The sequence below is a fragment of the Brevundimonas viscosa genome (assembly GCF_900116065.1).
Classification (GTDB): Bacteria; Pseudomonadota; Alphaproteobacteria; order Caulobacterales; family Caulobacteraceae; genus Brevundimonas; species Brevundimonas viscosa.
The window spans coordinates 106,578-119,169 of the sequence record NZ_FOZV01000001.1 but is presented as its reverse complement, the minus strand read 5'-3'; the positions used below and the strand labels follow the sequence as shown (position 1 = coordinate 119,169).

Sequence of the window (12,592 nt, the reverse complement as noted above, 5' to 3'; positions counted from 1 at the left end):
ACCGGCGTGGCTCCACGAGGCGACGGCGTGACGCGCCAGCGCGCCGCAGATTTCAGCGGCCGCTCAGAACTCGCTCATGACCCTCACGCCCGTCGGTGCGAGCTTTCACAAGCCAACCGAGGGAGATGAAGACAATGACGATGCAGACGGAAAACGGCCGCGGACGCGGCGGGGCGAGTTGGTGGCGGGTGCTGCCGTGGGTCGGGGCCTCGGCGCTGCTGGCGGCGCCGGCGGTCGCGATGCGGATGGGCGCCGACGTGCAATGGACGGCTTTCGACTTCATCGTCGCCGGCGTCATGCTGGCCGTGCCGCTGACGGTGTTCGAACTGGCCGTGCGGGCCAGCGGCAGTCTGGCCTATCGCGCAGGCGTGGTCGTGGCGCTGGGCACCGCCTTCCTGATCACCTGGTCGAACCTGGCCGTCGGCATCATCGGCAGTGAGAACGACCCCATCAATCTGATGTTCTTCGGGGTCATCTTCGTAGCCATCGCCGGCGCCTTCCTCGCCAGCTTCCGCGCAAGGGGGCTGGTCATCGCCATGACCGCGGCGGCGGCGGCGCAGGCGGCGACGGCTGTGGTCGCCCTGGCGGGCGGCCACTTCACCTTCGTCATCGTCGGCTTCTTCATGACCGGCTGGTTGATGTCCGCCTGGCTGTTCCGCCGGGCGGCGGAGGAGGAGGCGCGGTCGGCGCCTCCCGAACCGCTCTAGAGGTTGAGCAGCGCCGGGTCGCCGCCCTGGGCGGAGATGTTGTTGCTGATCGCCTTTTCGGCCGCGTAGCGGATCAGGCTGTACGGCCCGCCGGCCTTGGGGCCGGTGCCGCTGAGGCCCTCCCCGCCGAAGGGCTGGACGCCGACCACCGCGCCGATGATCGAGCGGTTGATGTAGACGTTGCCGGCCGGGACGAGGCGGACGACCTCGTCCGCGAAGGCCTCGATGCGGCTGTGCACGCCGAGCGTCAGGCCGTAGCCGCGGGCGGCCAGCTTCGCCGCGGTTTCCCTCAGCTTTGCCGGGTCGTAGCGGCAGACGTGCAGGATGGGGCCGAACACCTCGCGCTCGAGATAGTCAGGCGTCGGGACCTCGGCGATGGTCGGGGCGAACAGGTGGCCCTTCTCGCTGCCCGCCGGCAGTGCGGCGCGGGCGACGATCTTCGCGTCCCCTTCCAGCCGCTTCAGGTGATCCTCGAGCATCTTCTTCGCGTCGGCGTCGATGACCGGGCCGATGTCGGTGGAGGGATCGGAAGGATCGCCGACGACCTGGGCCGCGAGGGCGCCCTTCAGCCCCTCGATCAGGGCGTCGGCCGAGTCGTGCGGAACGTAGAGCAGGCGCAGGGCCGAACAGCGCTGGCCCGAGGAGCCGAAGGCCGACAGGATCACGTCGTCGATGACCTGCTCCTTCAGCGCCGTGGTGTCGACGAACATGCCGTTCAGTCCGCCGGTCTCGGCGATAAAGGGAATGATCGGGCCGGGACGGTTCGCCAGCGAGCGGTTGATGGCGGTGGCCGTGTCGGTCCCGCCGGTGAAGGCGACGCCGTCGATGCCGGGATGGGCGACCAGCTTCGCCCCGACGGTCTCGCCGCGGCCCGGGACCAGGGCCAGCAGGTTCGGGTCGAGACCGGCCTTGCAGTAGAGGCGCACCGCCTCGGCGGCGATCAGCGGCGTCTGCTCGGCGGGCTTGGCGAGCACCGCGTTGCCGGCGGCCAGGGCGGCGGCGATCTGGCCGGTGAAGATGGCCAGCGGGAAGTTCCACGGGCTGATGCAGGCGAACACGCCGCGGCCGTGCAGCACGAGGGAGTTCAACTCGCCGACCGGTCCCTGCAGCGGTTGCGGACCGCCGAAGTCGCGCTCGGCCAGCATGGCGTAGTAGCGGCAGAAGTCGGCCGCCTCGCGCACCTCGGCGACGCCGTCGTTCAGGGTTTTGCCCGCCTCGCGCGAAAGCAGGGCGACCAGCCGGTCCATGTCGGCTTCCAGCGCGTCGGCCATGGCGCGAAGCACCGGGGCGCGGCCGACGCCGCCCTTGCGATCCCAGGCGATCTGGGCCCGGGCCGCGGCCTCGACCGCAGCGTCGAGATCGGCCTCGGCGGCCTCGGAGACATGGCCCAGCACCTGGGTGGTGTCGAAGGGATTGGTCACGGCCTGCGGATGGGTCCCGACGCGCAGCTTGCCGCCAATGATCGGCCCGGAGGTCAGCTTTTCACTGTCGACCTTTTGCAGGGCCAGGGCGTGGCGCTCGCGGTCGACGGCCTGGGAGTAGTCGCGGCCCAGCGAGTTCTGGCGGTCCATGTACATGTCCTTGGGAGTCGGGATCTTCGCGTGGCGGTCGGGGTGGGCCTCGACGGCGGCGATCGGGTCGGCGGCGACGGCCGAGGCCGGCACCCGCTCGTCCAGCAGGGCGTGGACGAAGGAGGAGTTGGCGCCGTTCTCGAGCAGCCGGCGGACGAGGTAGGGCAGCAGGTCCTCGTGGCCGCCCACGGGGGCGTAGGCTCGCACCGTCACCGGGCCGAAGGCGTCTCGGGCGGCGTCGTAGAGGGCCTCGCCCATGCCGTGCAGGCGCTGGAACTCGATCTTCACGCCGCGGTCCGAGGCCATCCGGTGCACGGCGGCCAGCGAATGGGCGTTGTGAGTGGCGAACTGGCTGTAGAGATGCGGCGCCGCCTCGATCATCTGCCGCGCGCAGACGAGATAGTTCAGGTCGGTCGCCGCCTTGGTGGTGAACACCGGATAGTCGACGCGGCCGAACTGCTGGGCGCGCTTCACCTCGGTGTCCCAGTAGGCCCCCTTGACGAGGCGGACCATTAGCCGGCGACCGGAGGTGCGGGCGAGTTCGGCGATGCGACGGACGGCCTCTGGACCCCGCTTCTGGTAAGCCTGCACCGCCAGGCCGAGGCCCTCCCAGTCGCCCAGCTCCGGCTCGTGCGCCAGCCGGTCGAGCAGCTTCAGCGACAGGGCCAGCCGGTCCGCCTCCTCGGCGTCCATGGTGAAGTTGATGTCGTGCTTCGCCGCGATCAGGGCGAGCCGCTTCACCCGCGGATAGAGCTCGTCCCAGACGCGGGTTTCCTGGGTCGCCTCGTAGCGGGGCGACAGGGCCGACAGTTTGACCGAGACGCCGTGGCCGGCCTCGGGGCCCTGTCCCTTCGCGGTCCTGCCGACGGCCTCGATGGCGTCGGCGTAGATCTTCTCGTAGCGCTCGGCGTCGGCGGCGGTGCGGGCGCCCTCGCCGAGCATGTCAAAGCTGCACAGCCAGCCCTCGCGGTCGGCCCGCTTCAGCGCGGCCTCGATGGTGCGGCCGACCACGAACTGCTCGCCCATGATGCGCACGGCGGCGGCGACCGCCTCGCGGATGACCGGCTCGCCGAGCCGGCCGACGATGCGCTTGAGGAAACCGGGCAGGTCGGTCTTCGCTTCCTCATCGACATCCACCAGCTTGCCGGTCAGCATCAGCCCCCATGTCGAGGCGTTGACGAACAAGCTGTCGGACTGGCCGAGGTGGCTGGCCCAGTCGGCCGAGCCGATCTTCTCGGCGATCAGCCGGTCGCGCGTGTCCTCGTCAGGGGTGCGAAGCAGGGCTTCCGCGAGACACATCAGGGCCAGACCCTCGCGGGTGCCGAGGCTGAACTCCTGCAGGAAGCTCTCGACCACCCCCTGCTTCTTCTGGCTGCGGCGCGCGCCCTCGACGAGGGCGACGGCGCTGTCGACCACCGCGGCGCGTTCGGCGGCGTCGAGCGGCGTGCGCTGGAGCAGGCCGCGGACGACGACCCCTTCCTCGGCGAATTTCCCCTCATCGAGGGAGTCCCAGTGGCCGACGCTCGAAGGAAGGAAGGCGCTCGTCATGGGCTTTCGGGGTCCTGATTGCCTCGGGCATATATGGCGGACCCTGCCGAATGTGTATCGTATCATGCGCCGCGAAACCGGCGATCCTTCGGAAAGGCCGGCATTTTGGCGATGAATGATCTGGATCCGGTCGACCGTCGCCTCCTCCGCGCGCTGCAGGAGGACGGACGACTGTCGAACGCCGAGCTGGCGCGACGCTGCAACCTGTCGGCGGCGGCTTGTTTCGAGCGGGTGCGACGGCTGCGCGAGCGCAGGGTGATCACCGGCTACGCGGCCCTGATCGATCCGGCCAAGGTCGGGCGGGGGCTGCTGATCTTCGTCGAGGTGCACCTGGACCGGACCACCGGCGAGGTATTCGACGCCTTCGCCGACGCCGTGCGTCGCCAGCCCGAGGTGTTGGAGTGCCACATGGTGGCTGGGGGCTTCGACTATCTGATCAAGGCGCGGGTCGGCGACATGGACGCCTACCGGGCCTTCCTGGGCGACGTGCTGGTCAGAATGCCGGGGGTGCGCGAGACACGAACCTACGCGGTCCTGGAGGAGGTGAAGGCGACGACAGCCTTGCCCCTCTAGGCAGTCTGTCAGGCTACGCCGCGTCTCGCCAACGTCGCGGGGAGGCGCTAGACCGTTCCCCCGATCAACAGGCGGAGCCTTCCGGCCCACATGCGCATCGTTCTGGCCACCGACGCCTGGGAGCCCCAGGTCAACGGCGTCGTCCGCACCCTGTCCCGGATCACGGCGGAATGCCGCGCCATGGGACACGAGGTGGAGGTCATCGAGCCCAGCCAGTTCAAGACCATCCCGTGCCCGACCTATCCGGAGATCCGGCTGGCGCTGGGGGCCGAGGAGGAGATCCGGGAGCGGCTGCGGGCCTTCGAGCCGGAGGCGGTGCACATCGCCACCGAAGGGCCGATCGGCATCGCCACGCGGCGCATCTGCGTGGAATGGAAGCTGCCGTTCACGACCAGCTACCACACCAAATTCCCCGAGTACGTCTCGGCGAGATTCCCGATCCCGGTGCAGGTCGGCTACGCCTACATGAAGTGGTTCCACAAGCCGTCGGGGCGGCTGATGGTGGCGACGCCGACGCTGCGCGACGAGCTGACGGCGCACGGCTTCCGCAACGTCTCGCCGTGGACCCGCGGGGTCGACACCGAGCAGTTCAATCCCGAGCTCGCGCCGATCTACGACGAGCTGGGCGGCGAGGACTGGCCGCGGCCGTTCTGGCTGAACGTGGGCCGGGTGGCGGTGGAGAAGAACATCGAGGCCTTCCTGGCGCTGGACCTGCCGGGCACCAAGATCGTCGTCGGCGACGGGCCGGCGCGGGCGGAGCTGCAGGAGAAGTACCCGGAGGCGAAATTCCTTGGCGCGCGGTTCGGGGAGGAGCTGGCGCGCTGCTTCCGGGACGCGGACGTGTTCGTCTTCCCGAGCTGGACCGACACCTTCGGCCTGGTGATCCTCGAGGCCATGGCCACGGGCACGCCGGTGGCGGCCTATCCGGCGCACGGGCCGATCGACATCATTCCGGGCTCCAACGCCGGGGCCATCGACAAGGACCTGAAGACCGCCTGCCTGGAGGCGCTGAAGTGCGACCGGAAGGCCGTCCGGGCCTATGCCGAGAAGTTCAGCTGGCGGGCCTCGGCGGAGCAGTTCGTCGAGAACCTGCAGCCCTATCCGGAGCCCGAGCGGGGCCGGTTCTGGCGGCGGCTGCGGCGGCTGGCCCGGCTGAGGAAGCGGGCGGCGGCCTAGCCGTCGCCGTCGCGGTCGAAGCCCTCGACGTGGCGGCCGCGGCGGCGCAGGTCGACGTAGCTGAATTCCTGGGTCAGTAGCAGGCGCATGCGGGCCAGCTCGCGGGCCTCCTCGACGTCGACGGCGTCCAGCGGCTCCTCGACCGGCGGGCGGCCGACGCGGTGCAGGCGCAGGCTGTAACGCGACATGACGGTCTCCCTCACTGGTGCGAACGACGAGCGGAGGGGGCGCGGAGCCCCGATCCGCACTGGCATGAGATACCCGTGTCAGGCGAATGTCGAATCACGAGACCCGTGATCCCGCCGCGGCCGTGCGCCGCAGGCCGGGCGGGGTCAGGCGAGGCTGTCGCGCTCCAGCACCTCGAGCGCCTGGCCGGCCTGGTGCAGTTCGACGCGGCTGTAGTCGCGGGTGAGCAGCAGGCGGACCCGGGCCAGTTCGCGGGCCTGGGCCAGGTCGATGACGTCGAGGGGTTCGTCGACGGGAGCGAGGCCGGCCAGGTGATGCAGACGCAGACTGAATTTGGACATGGGAACACTTCCGTCGGATTGGAGCGGGAGTTTTCGAACGACCCCTCGGCAAGGGGGTGGACCAATGTCTCTCAGCCGCGACGCGCTCGGAAAGACAAGCCAGGCTCGCGGTCCGCAAGTGATAGCCGGTCGCAGGCGGAAAGTCCAATCTTTGCAGCAATGTACGGCGGCGGACACGGGGCCGGACCGACCCCGGCGGAACGCGGCGGGCCCGGCGGTCGTTGTTTTTTCCGAACCCGGAGAGGACCCCATGCGCACCCGTCTCGCCATCGCCGCCCTGATCTGGCCGATGATCCAGGGCGTGCTGTTCGGCCTCGGGCTGATCGCCCTGCTGGCCGCGCCGCTGAACCCGTCGGAGCTGTTGACCGCCGTGTGGTGGATGATCGGCCTGACCTTCCTGGTCTCGACGCCCGTCGCCTGGGGCATGGCCCCGTGGCTGCGGATGCGCGACCGGCCGCATCCGCGCCGCCTGACCCGTCCGGGGGCCTGACACCCGGCAGCCGGGCTCACGGGTCGGGGTCCGGCGGCGTCTTGCGATCGACGAAGCCGCGGCCGGGTCGCCGGCGAACGGAAAAACACCGTCCGAAGCGTCCGATGCGTCCGCGTCGTCGACAGCGGATGGCGCGACGTCGGGCGGGGGGCCAGCCGCCGCGCGGGCCCTGCCTTCGATGATCGCCGCCGCCGCCTGGGAGCCCCTCGGGACCGAGAACACCACGTCGGGCTGCGGCTCGTCGTCGTCGGACGGGTCCTCGCCGAGGTCCCGCGCGGTCATGCGGCCGACGGGAACCCGGTCGTCCTCGGCCGGGTCCTCGGCCTCGCGCAGCAGGTGCTCGTCACGGGCCAGTTCGTGCGCCATCTCGTCGGCCTCGGCGTCCATGATCTGCCGCACCCGGCGCCAGCGCACGGCGACCCCTCACCTAGGTCGGCAGCGGCGCCCCTCCACCGCTTCGCGGTCCCCTCCCAATCGCTGCGCGACGGGGACGAGACGTGGGCGTCTAGACCTTGATCTCGATCTCGCCGCCCCCGGCCCTGAACCGCTCCGCCATCTCCCGCATCCCCGCCTCCGCATCGACCGGGCCAAGGCTCGCCCCCGCATCATTCTGCCCCCGCGCGGCCTCGCGGATATCCTGGCTGATCTTCATCGAGCAGAACTTCGGGCCGCACATGCTGCAGAAGTGGGCGGTCTTGTGGGCCTCCTTGGGGAGAGTCTCGTCGTGGTATTCGCGGGCCGTCTCGGGGTCGAGCGAGAGGTTGAACTGGTCTTCCCAGCGGAACTCGAAGCGGGCGCGGGACAGGGCGTCGTCCCAGGCGCGGGCGGCGGGGTGGCCCTTGGCGAGGTCGGCGGCGTGGGCGGCGATCTTGTAGGTGATGACGCCGTCCTTGACGTCCTGGCGGTCGGGCAGGCCCAAATGCTCCTTCGGCGTGACGTAGCAGAGCATGGCGGTGCCGAACCAGCCGATCATCGCCGCCCCAATGGCTGACGTGATGTGGTCGTAACCGGGAGCGATGTCCGTGGTCAGCGGCCCGAGGGTGTAGAAGGGCGCCTCGCCGCAGTGCTTCAGCTGCTCGTCCATGTTGGCTTTGATTTTTTGCATCGGCACGTGGCCGGGGCCCTCGATCATCACCTGGCAGCCGTGGTCCCAGGCCACCCTGGTCAGCTCGCCAAGGGTGCGCAGCTCGGCGAACTGGGCCTCGTCGTTGGCGTCGGCGATGGAGCCGGGGCGCAGGCCGTCGCCGAGCGAGAAAGACACGTCATAGGCCCGCATGATCTCGCAGATCTCGGCGAAGTGCTCGTAGAGGAAGGACTCGCGGTGGTGGGCCAGGCACCACTTGGCCATGATCGAGCCGCCGCGCGAGACGATGCCGGTGACGCGGCTGGCGGTGAGGGGGACGAAGGGCAGGCGCACGCCGGCGTGGATGGTGAAGTAGTCGACGCCCTGCTCGGCCTGTTCGATCAGGGTGTCGCGGAACACCTCCCAGGTCAGGTCCTCGGCCACGCCGCCGACCTTCTCCAGCGCCTGGTAGATGGGCACGGTGCCGATCGGGACCGGGCTGTTGCGGACGATCCAGTCGCGGATGTTGTGGATGTTGCGGCCGGTGGACAGGTCCATGACCGTGTCGGCGCCCCAGCGGGTGGCCCAGACCAGCTTGTCGACCTCGTCGGCGACGCTGGAGAGGACGGCCGAGTTGCCGATGTTGGCGTTGATCTTGACCAGGAAGTTGCGGCCGATGGCCATCGGCTCGACTTCGCGGTGGTTGATGTTGGCGGGGATGATGGCGCGGCCGCGGGCGATCTCCTGCCTGACGAAGTCCGGGGTCACGAACTCGGGCAACTCGGCGCCGAAGGACTCGCCATCCCGCTCGGGGCTAACGCTCGCGCCGCGGGCGCTCGCTGCTTGAGCCCCTTCGCTGGCGCCCCAGAGGTCGCGGGCCTCAGCGCGGCGCAGGTTCTCGCGGATGGCGACGTATTCCATCTCGGGGGTGATGATCCCGGCGCGGGCGTATTCCAGCTGGGTGACGGGGCGGCCGGGGACGCCGCGGTAGACGCGGTGGCGGGAGGTGTCGAAGGCGGGGGCGAGGTGCTTGCCGGAGGCGTGGCCGTTGTCCTCGGGCTTCACTTCCCGGGGGGAGGTCTCGGGGGCGATGTCGCCGCGCGAAAGGCGCCAGTCGGGGGCGATGACCTCGGCCAGGCCCTTGTGAATGTCGATCTGCGCGTCGGGGTCGGTGTAGGGGCCGGAGGGGTCGTAGACGGTGACCGGCGGCTCGTCGGCGCTGGGGTGGACGGCGATCTCGGCGAAGGGGACGCGGATGTCGGGGTGGATCACGCCGGGCTCATAGACCTTGCGCCGGCCGGGACGCGGGCCGGTGGGGACGGCGCCGGTGGCGTCGGCGACGCGCTTCTTCGCTTCCGACAGGGCGAGGTCGACCTGGGGCTCGTGCGGCTGGTCGGCGGGGGGGACGTGGACGTTCATGGCGGCCTCTCGAAGCAAGAGGTCCGCCGGCGCGGTAAGGGGACTCCGGGCGGAGTCCGTATTCCCATCCCTTCGCCGGCATGACCCGGATCAGGTTCGACGGGTCAGGGGATCACCCCAATCTCAGCCGCTTCACGTGCGACCCCCCGGAGAACGGGCGGACCATCGGCCGGAACGACGGCGGGGTCAACCGCGGACGAGGCGGGCGCGCTGGACGGTCCTCGAGACGTCGCCGCCGCCCGCGGCCGCTCCTGTCAGGAACCCTCAGGTGCGACGCCGGGCGGTTTCGGGCACGCCCATTGAAACTGACGATGCGGGACGGGATCCTCGACGGTCGGACGCCGGCTTCCCAGCTAGGCCGCGGAGGCGCGCATGGACGAACGCTACGATGCGGAGGCGCTGCGGCTGGCGCGGCAGGCGGCGGCGCCGGGCGAGACGGTGCTGTGGGCCGGTCGCCCCGGCCAGCGCTGGCTGCCGGACTGGGATGTGGCGATGCACGCCGGCGTCGCGGTCGTCGTCTACGGCCTGCTGGCGCTCAACTTCCGGGACGATCTGGAGCACCTGCTGGACCGGTCCGCCCCGATCGCCGCGCTTGCGGTGCTGACGGTGCTGGCGCCGGGACTGGGCCGGCTTGGCGTGGCGATCTGGTGGTGGCGACGGCGGGCGGCGGAGACCTACGCCGTGACGGAGCGGCGGGTGCTGATCCTCGCCCCGAACGGCGCCGTCCGGCATGCGGTGGGGCTGAGCCGCGTCGACGTGTTCCGGCGACAGGAACGCACGCTGTGGCTGGACGATTTCGACGGGGTGCTGGCCCGGGGGCGGAGGCGACTGGACGGCGGCATGTTCCTGATCAACGAGGTGCCGCGGCTCGAGCGGCTGGCCGATCCGGAGGGCGTGCTGGCGACGATCCGGCGGGCGGCGCGGGGGGCCGGTCCGATCAGGGTTCTGACCAGCCGGGGACGCTGAGGTTGACCGCGCCGCGCGGGTCGGCGTCGAAGGTCAGGACCACGGTCTCGCGGCCGTGGGCGGGGACGTAGTCGAGGGTGGCCGTGGCGGTCTCGGAGCCGAGGCGGCCCTCGATTTCGACGGCGGCGGCGGTGCGGTCGCCGGTGTTGGCCACCTCGACCTCGGCCAGCCAGCGGCCGGCGGCGGGGCGGGCCGACTGCAGCCGGGCCTCGAGCGCGGCCGGGGCGCGGGGGCCGATCGCCTCGACGAGGACCACGGCCAGGACGGCGAGCACGATCAGGGCGCCGAGGCCGCCCATGGCCCATTCGAGCAGGGCCGGGGCGGGCGGCGGGCCGGGCTTCTTCCGCGCGGCGGCCATCAGACGAGAAGCCGGGCGGCGGCGGCGCCGATGGCCCCGGGGAAGCCGAGCACGACCATGGCGTCGACCGTCTCGGCCAGGCCGTGGCCGTCGGTGCGGCCGAACACCCAGAGCACGTAGAGGCTGACCAGCAGCACCAGGGCGTAGCCGGGCAGGGTGTAGTGGGCGAAGGCGCCGAGCGGCCGGTCGTGCGCCTCCTGGCCGGGGAAACCGACGCTGTAGACCAGCGCGTGCATGAGGATCAGCGACACGGCCATGAGGGCGACCACGTGGCCGGCGCTCATGCGGTAGGCGATGAGGATCATCTCCTCGGTCGGGGCCATGTTGAGGGCGAGGAACAGGGCGCCCGCGACCATCAGGAACAGCTCGCCGGGGTAGGAGGCCTCGTCCTCGTCGCCGACGTCCTCGTCGCCGTTTCCGCCGCTGAGCTGGCGGCCGGCGAGCAGGGCGCCCATGGCCCCGGCCACCGCCTGAAGGAGCAGCTGGCCGGTGATCTGGCGCGGCGGGGCGGCGGGCTCGAACACCCCGATCAGGGTCAGGGCCGCCGCCGCGGTGAGGAAGCCGACGGCGAGGGCGACGAGGGTGTCGAGCAGGGCGTGGCCGATGCCGCGATGGCTGGCGCTGAAGCCGGCGTAGAAGGCGAGGCCGAACAGCAGGGGCAGGGCGGCGAGCAGGAAGACGGCCAGCCGCCACGGCTCCAGCACGAAGCCGAGCCACCACATCTCCATGGTCATCAGCAGCGGCAGGCCGAACAGCAGGGCGCCGCCGAAGGCGCGGGCCAGGTCGCGGGCGTAGGCGGTCTCGCGGGCGCGGTCGAAGGCGAGGCTGACGATCATGGAAACGGCAACGCCTGAGGCCGGGCTTCCGCTCCCGGCCGGGTGCGCGCCGCCGTCCTGCGGGCTAGGCTGGCCTTCCGCCCCTTCGACCGGACAGCCGCCCATGCTCACCGAGAACTTCGACTTCACCGCCCCCGACGGGCGCGCCGTGGCCGCGCGGCTGGACCGGCCGGCCGGGCAGACGCGGGCCCATGCCCTGTTCGCCCACTGTTTCGCCTGCGGCAAGGACGCCCTGGCCTCGGCCCGCATCTCGCGCGCCCTGGCCGCCGAACGGATCGCGACCCTGCGGATCGACTTCGCCGGGGTCGAGGCGCTGCGCAGCAGGGCGGCGCCGGAGGGCTTCGGCGCCGACGTCGCCGATCTGGTCGCGGCGGCGGCGCGGATGCGGGACGAGGGGATCGCGCCGCGGCTGCTGGTCGGCCATTCGCTGGGCGGGGCGGCGGCGATCGCGGCGGCGGCGCAGATCCCGGAGGTCGCCGCGGTGGCGACGATCGCCGCGCCGTTCGACGTCGAGCACGTGATGAAGCTGCTGGGGCCGGGACCGGAAGCGCACGTCGGCGGCCGGCTGGTCCAGATCAAGCCGGCGTTCATCGAGGGGCTGCGCGGCCACGACCAGGCGGCGCGGCTGAAGGGCCTGGGGCGGGCCCTGCTGGTGCTGCATTCGCCGGTGGACGAGGTCGTTTCGGTCGACGAGGCGGCGGAGATCTTCGTGGCGGCGAGACATCCCAAGAGCTTCGTGTCGCTGGACCGCGCCGACCACATGCTGAGCGCCGAGGCCGACATCGCCTATGCGGCGGCCGTGATCGCCGCCTGGGCCTCGCGCTATGTCGAGGCCGCGGCGCGTCCGGTGGAGCCGCCGGCCGACGGGGTGGTGCGGGCTGAGGAGACAGGAGCCGGCAAATTCCAGGTCCGGGTCCACGCCGGCGGGGCGGTGCTGAACGCCGACGAGCCGGTCAGCGTCGGCGGCCTGGGCTCGGGCCCGACGCCGTACGAGCTGGTCGGCGCCGGCCTGGCCGCCTGCACGGCGATGACCCTGCGGCTGTACGCCGGGCGCAAGGGCTGGCCGCTGGTCCGGGCCTCGGTCGAGGTGCGCCACGAGAAGCGCAAGGGCGACACGCCGGCCGACCTGTTCGAACGCGCGGTGTGCATTGAGGGCGAACTGGACCCCGCGCAGCGGGCGCGGCTGCTGGAGATCGCCGACCGCTGCCCGGTGCACCGGACGCTGGAGGGCGGCGCCGCGATCCGGACGGTCGAAGGCGCACCCGGGGCGCCCGCGCCCGGCGAGGAGGAACACTTCGCCGAGATGGAGCGCGCCTGCGAGGATTGAGCGGTGGCTTTGGGCCAGGCTCCCCGGGAAG

Annotated in this window: 12 protein-coding genes and 1 riboswitch; of the genes, 6 read left to right on the top strand and 6 right to left on the bottom strand. The window is 71.4% G+C overall.

All coding sequences use genetic code 11. The features are described from left to right. Positions 1-134 precede the first annotated feature (134 nt). On the top strand, positions 135-707 hold the full coding sequence (locus BM333_RS00525; protein WP_092306193.1) for a hypothetical protein: 573 nt from the start codon (positions 135-137) through the stop codon (positions 705-707). Here BM333_RS00525 and putA read toward each other — a convergent pair. Next, positions 704-3,826, bottom strand: a complete 3,123-nt coding sequence (putA, locus tag BM333_RS00520; RefSeq protein WP_092306191.1) for a bifunctional proline dehydrogenase/L-glutamate gamma-semialdehyde dehydrogenase PutA — start codon at positions 3,824-3,826, stop codon at positions 704-706. The two genes, BM333_RS00525 and putA, sit on opposite strands and share 4 nt — an antisense overlap. Before the next feature lie 111 nt (positions 3,827-3,937). Between putA and BM333_RS00515 the strand changes: the two genes are divergently transcribed. Both BM333_RS00515 and BM333_RS00510 read left to right on the top strand, forming a co-directional pair. Next, a complete protein-coding gene (locus BM333_RS00515) occupies positions 3,938-4,399 on the top strand; it encodes an Lrp/AsnC ligand binding domain-containing protein (RefSeq protein ID WP_425425108.1) in 462 nt (153 codons plus the stop codon). A 90-nt stretch (positions 4,400-4,489) separates the two neighbouring features. Continuing rightward, complete coding sequence (locus tag BM333_RS00510) at positions 4,490-5,575, top strand: glycosyltransferase family 4 protein (RefSeq protein ID WP_092306187.1); 1,086 nt, start codon at positions 4,490-4,492, stop codon at positions 5,573-5,575. Here BM333_RS00510 and BM333_RS00505 read toward each other — a convergent pair. Together BM333_RS00505 and BM333_RS00500 are read right to left on the bottom strand one after the other, a co-directional pair. Next, the gene (locus BM333_RS00505; RefSeq protein WP_092306185.1) at positions 5,572-5,763 is read right to left on the bottom strand and encodes a hypothetical protein; all 192 of its coding nucleotides are present in this window, start codon (positions 5,761-5,763) and stop codon (positions 5,572-5,574) included. The two genes, BM333_RS00510 and BM333_RS00505, sit on opposite strands and share 4 nt — an antisense overlap. A 144-nt stretch (positions 5,764-5,907) precedes the next feature. Then, on the bottom strand, positions 5,908-6,102 hold the full coding sequence (locus tag BM333_RS00500) for a hypothetical protein (RefSeq protein ID WP_092306183.1): 195 nt from the start codon (positions 6,100-6,102) through the stop codon (positions 5,908-5,910). Between the two features lie 250 nt (positions 6,103-6,352). On the opposite strand from BM333_RS00500, the gene BM333_RS00495 reads away from it, so the two are divergent. After that, positions 6,353-6,592, top strand: coding sequence for a hypothetical protein (locus tag BM333_RS00495; RefSeq protein WP_092306181.1), 240 nt, complete (start codon positions 6,353-6,355; stop codon positions 6,590-6,592). A 505-nt stretch (positions 6,593-7,097) separates the two neighbouring features. Here the strand turns inward: BM333_RS00495 and thiC are convergent. Next, positions 7,098-9,074, bottom strand: a complete 1,977-nt coding sequence (gene thiC / locus BM333_RS00490) for a phosphomethylpyrimidine synthase ThiC (protein WP_092306179.1) — start codon at positions 9,072-9,074, stop codon at positions 7,098-7,100. A gap of 50 nt (positions 9,075-9,124) precedes the next feature. After that, positions 9,125-9,233, bottom strand: a riboswitch (TPP riboswitch). A gap of 213 nt (positions 9,234-9,446) precedes the next feature. Between thiC and BM333_RS00485 the strand changes: the two genes are divergently transcribed. Next, a complete protein-coding gene (locus BM333_RS00485) occupies positions 9,447-10,040 on the top strand; it encodes a hypothetical protein (RefSeq protein WP_092306177.1) in 594 nt (197 codons plus the stop codon). Here the strand turns inward: BM333_RS00485 and BM333_RS00480 are convergent. After that, positions 10,012-10,398, bottom strand: coding sequence for a hypothetical protein (locus tag BM333_RS00480; protein ID WP_092306175.1), 387 nt, complete (start codon positions 10,396-10,398; stop codon positions 10,012-10,014). The two genes, BM333_RS00485 and BM333_RS00480, sit on opposite strands and share 29 nt — an antisense overlap. Further along, positions 10,398-11,234 carry a TIGR02587 family membrane protein gene (locus tag BM333_RS00475; protein WP_092306173.1) on the bottom strand — a complete coding sequence of 279 codons (837 nt, stop codon included), beginning with the start codon at positions 11,232-11,234 and terminating at the stop codon, positions 10,398-10,400. Before BM333_RS00475 ends, BM333_RS00480 begins: the two co-directional genes overlap by 1 nt. Positions 11,235-11,337: 103 nt before the next feature. Between BM333_RS00475 and BM333_RS00470 the strand changes: the two genes are divergently transcribed. After that, positions 11,338-12,561: a bifunctional alpha/beta hydrolase/OsmC family protein gene (locus BM333_RS00470; protein ID WP_092306171.1), complete on the top strand. Its 1,224-nt coding sequence runs from the start codon at positions 11,338-11,340 to the stop codon at positions 12,559-12,561. Positions 12,562-12,592 lie beyond the last annotated feature (31 nt).

Bases quoted from the DNA above. Each gene is read 5' to 3' on its own strand.
- BM333_RS00480 (WP_092306175.1), bottom strand. From the start codon at position 10,398: ATGGCCGCCGCGCGGAAGAAGCCCGGCCCGCCGCCCGCCCCGGCCCTG.
- BM333_RS00515 (WP_425425108.1), top strand. From the start codon at position 3,938: ATGAATGATCTGGATCCGGTCGACCGTCGCCTCCTCCGCGCGCTGCAG.
- BM333_RS00525 (WP_092306193.1), top strand. From the start codon at position 135: ATGACGATGCAGACGGAAAACGGCCGCGGACGCGGCGGGGCGAGTTGG.
- BM333_RS00485 (WP_092306177.1), top strand. From the start codon at position 9,447: ATGGACGAACGCTACGATGCGGAGGCGCTGCGGCTGGCGCGGCAGGCG.
- BM333_RS00495 (WP_092306181.1), top strand. From the start codon at position 6,353: ATGCGCACCCGTCTCGCCATCGCCGCCCTGATCTGGCCGATGATCCAG.
- putA (WP_092306191.1), bottom strand. From the start codon at position 3,826: ATGACGAGCGCCTTCCTTCCTTCGAGCGTCGGCCACTGGGACTCCCTC.
- thiC (WP_092306179.1), bottom strand. From the start codon at position 9,074: ATGAACGTCCACGTCCCCCCCGCCGACCAGCCGCACGAGCCCCAGGTC.
- BM333_RS00470 (WP_092306171.1), top strand. From the start codon at position 11,338: ATGCTCACCGAGAACTTCGACTTCACCGCCCCCGACGGGCGCGCCGTG.
- BM333_RS00500 (WP_092306183.1), bottom strand. From the start codon at position 6,102: ATGTCCAAATTCAGTCTGCGTCTGCATCACCTGGCCGGCCTCGCTCCC.
- BM333_RS00510 (WP_092306187.1), top strand. From the start codon at position 4,490: ATGCGCATCGTTCTGGCCACCGACGCCTGGGAGCCCCAGGTCAACGGC.
- BM333_RS00505 (WP_092306185.1), bottom strand. From the start codon at position 5,763: ATGTCGCGTTACAGCCTGCGCCTGCACCGCGTCGGCCGCCCGCCGGTC.
- BM333_RS00475 (WP_092306173.1), bottom strand. From the start codon at position 11,234: ATGATCGTCAGCCTCGCCTTCGACCGCGCCCGCGAGACCGCCTACGCC.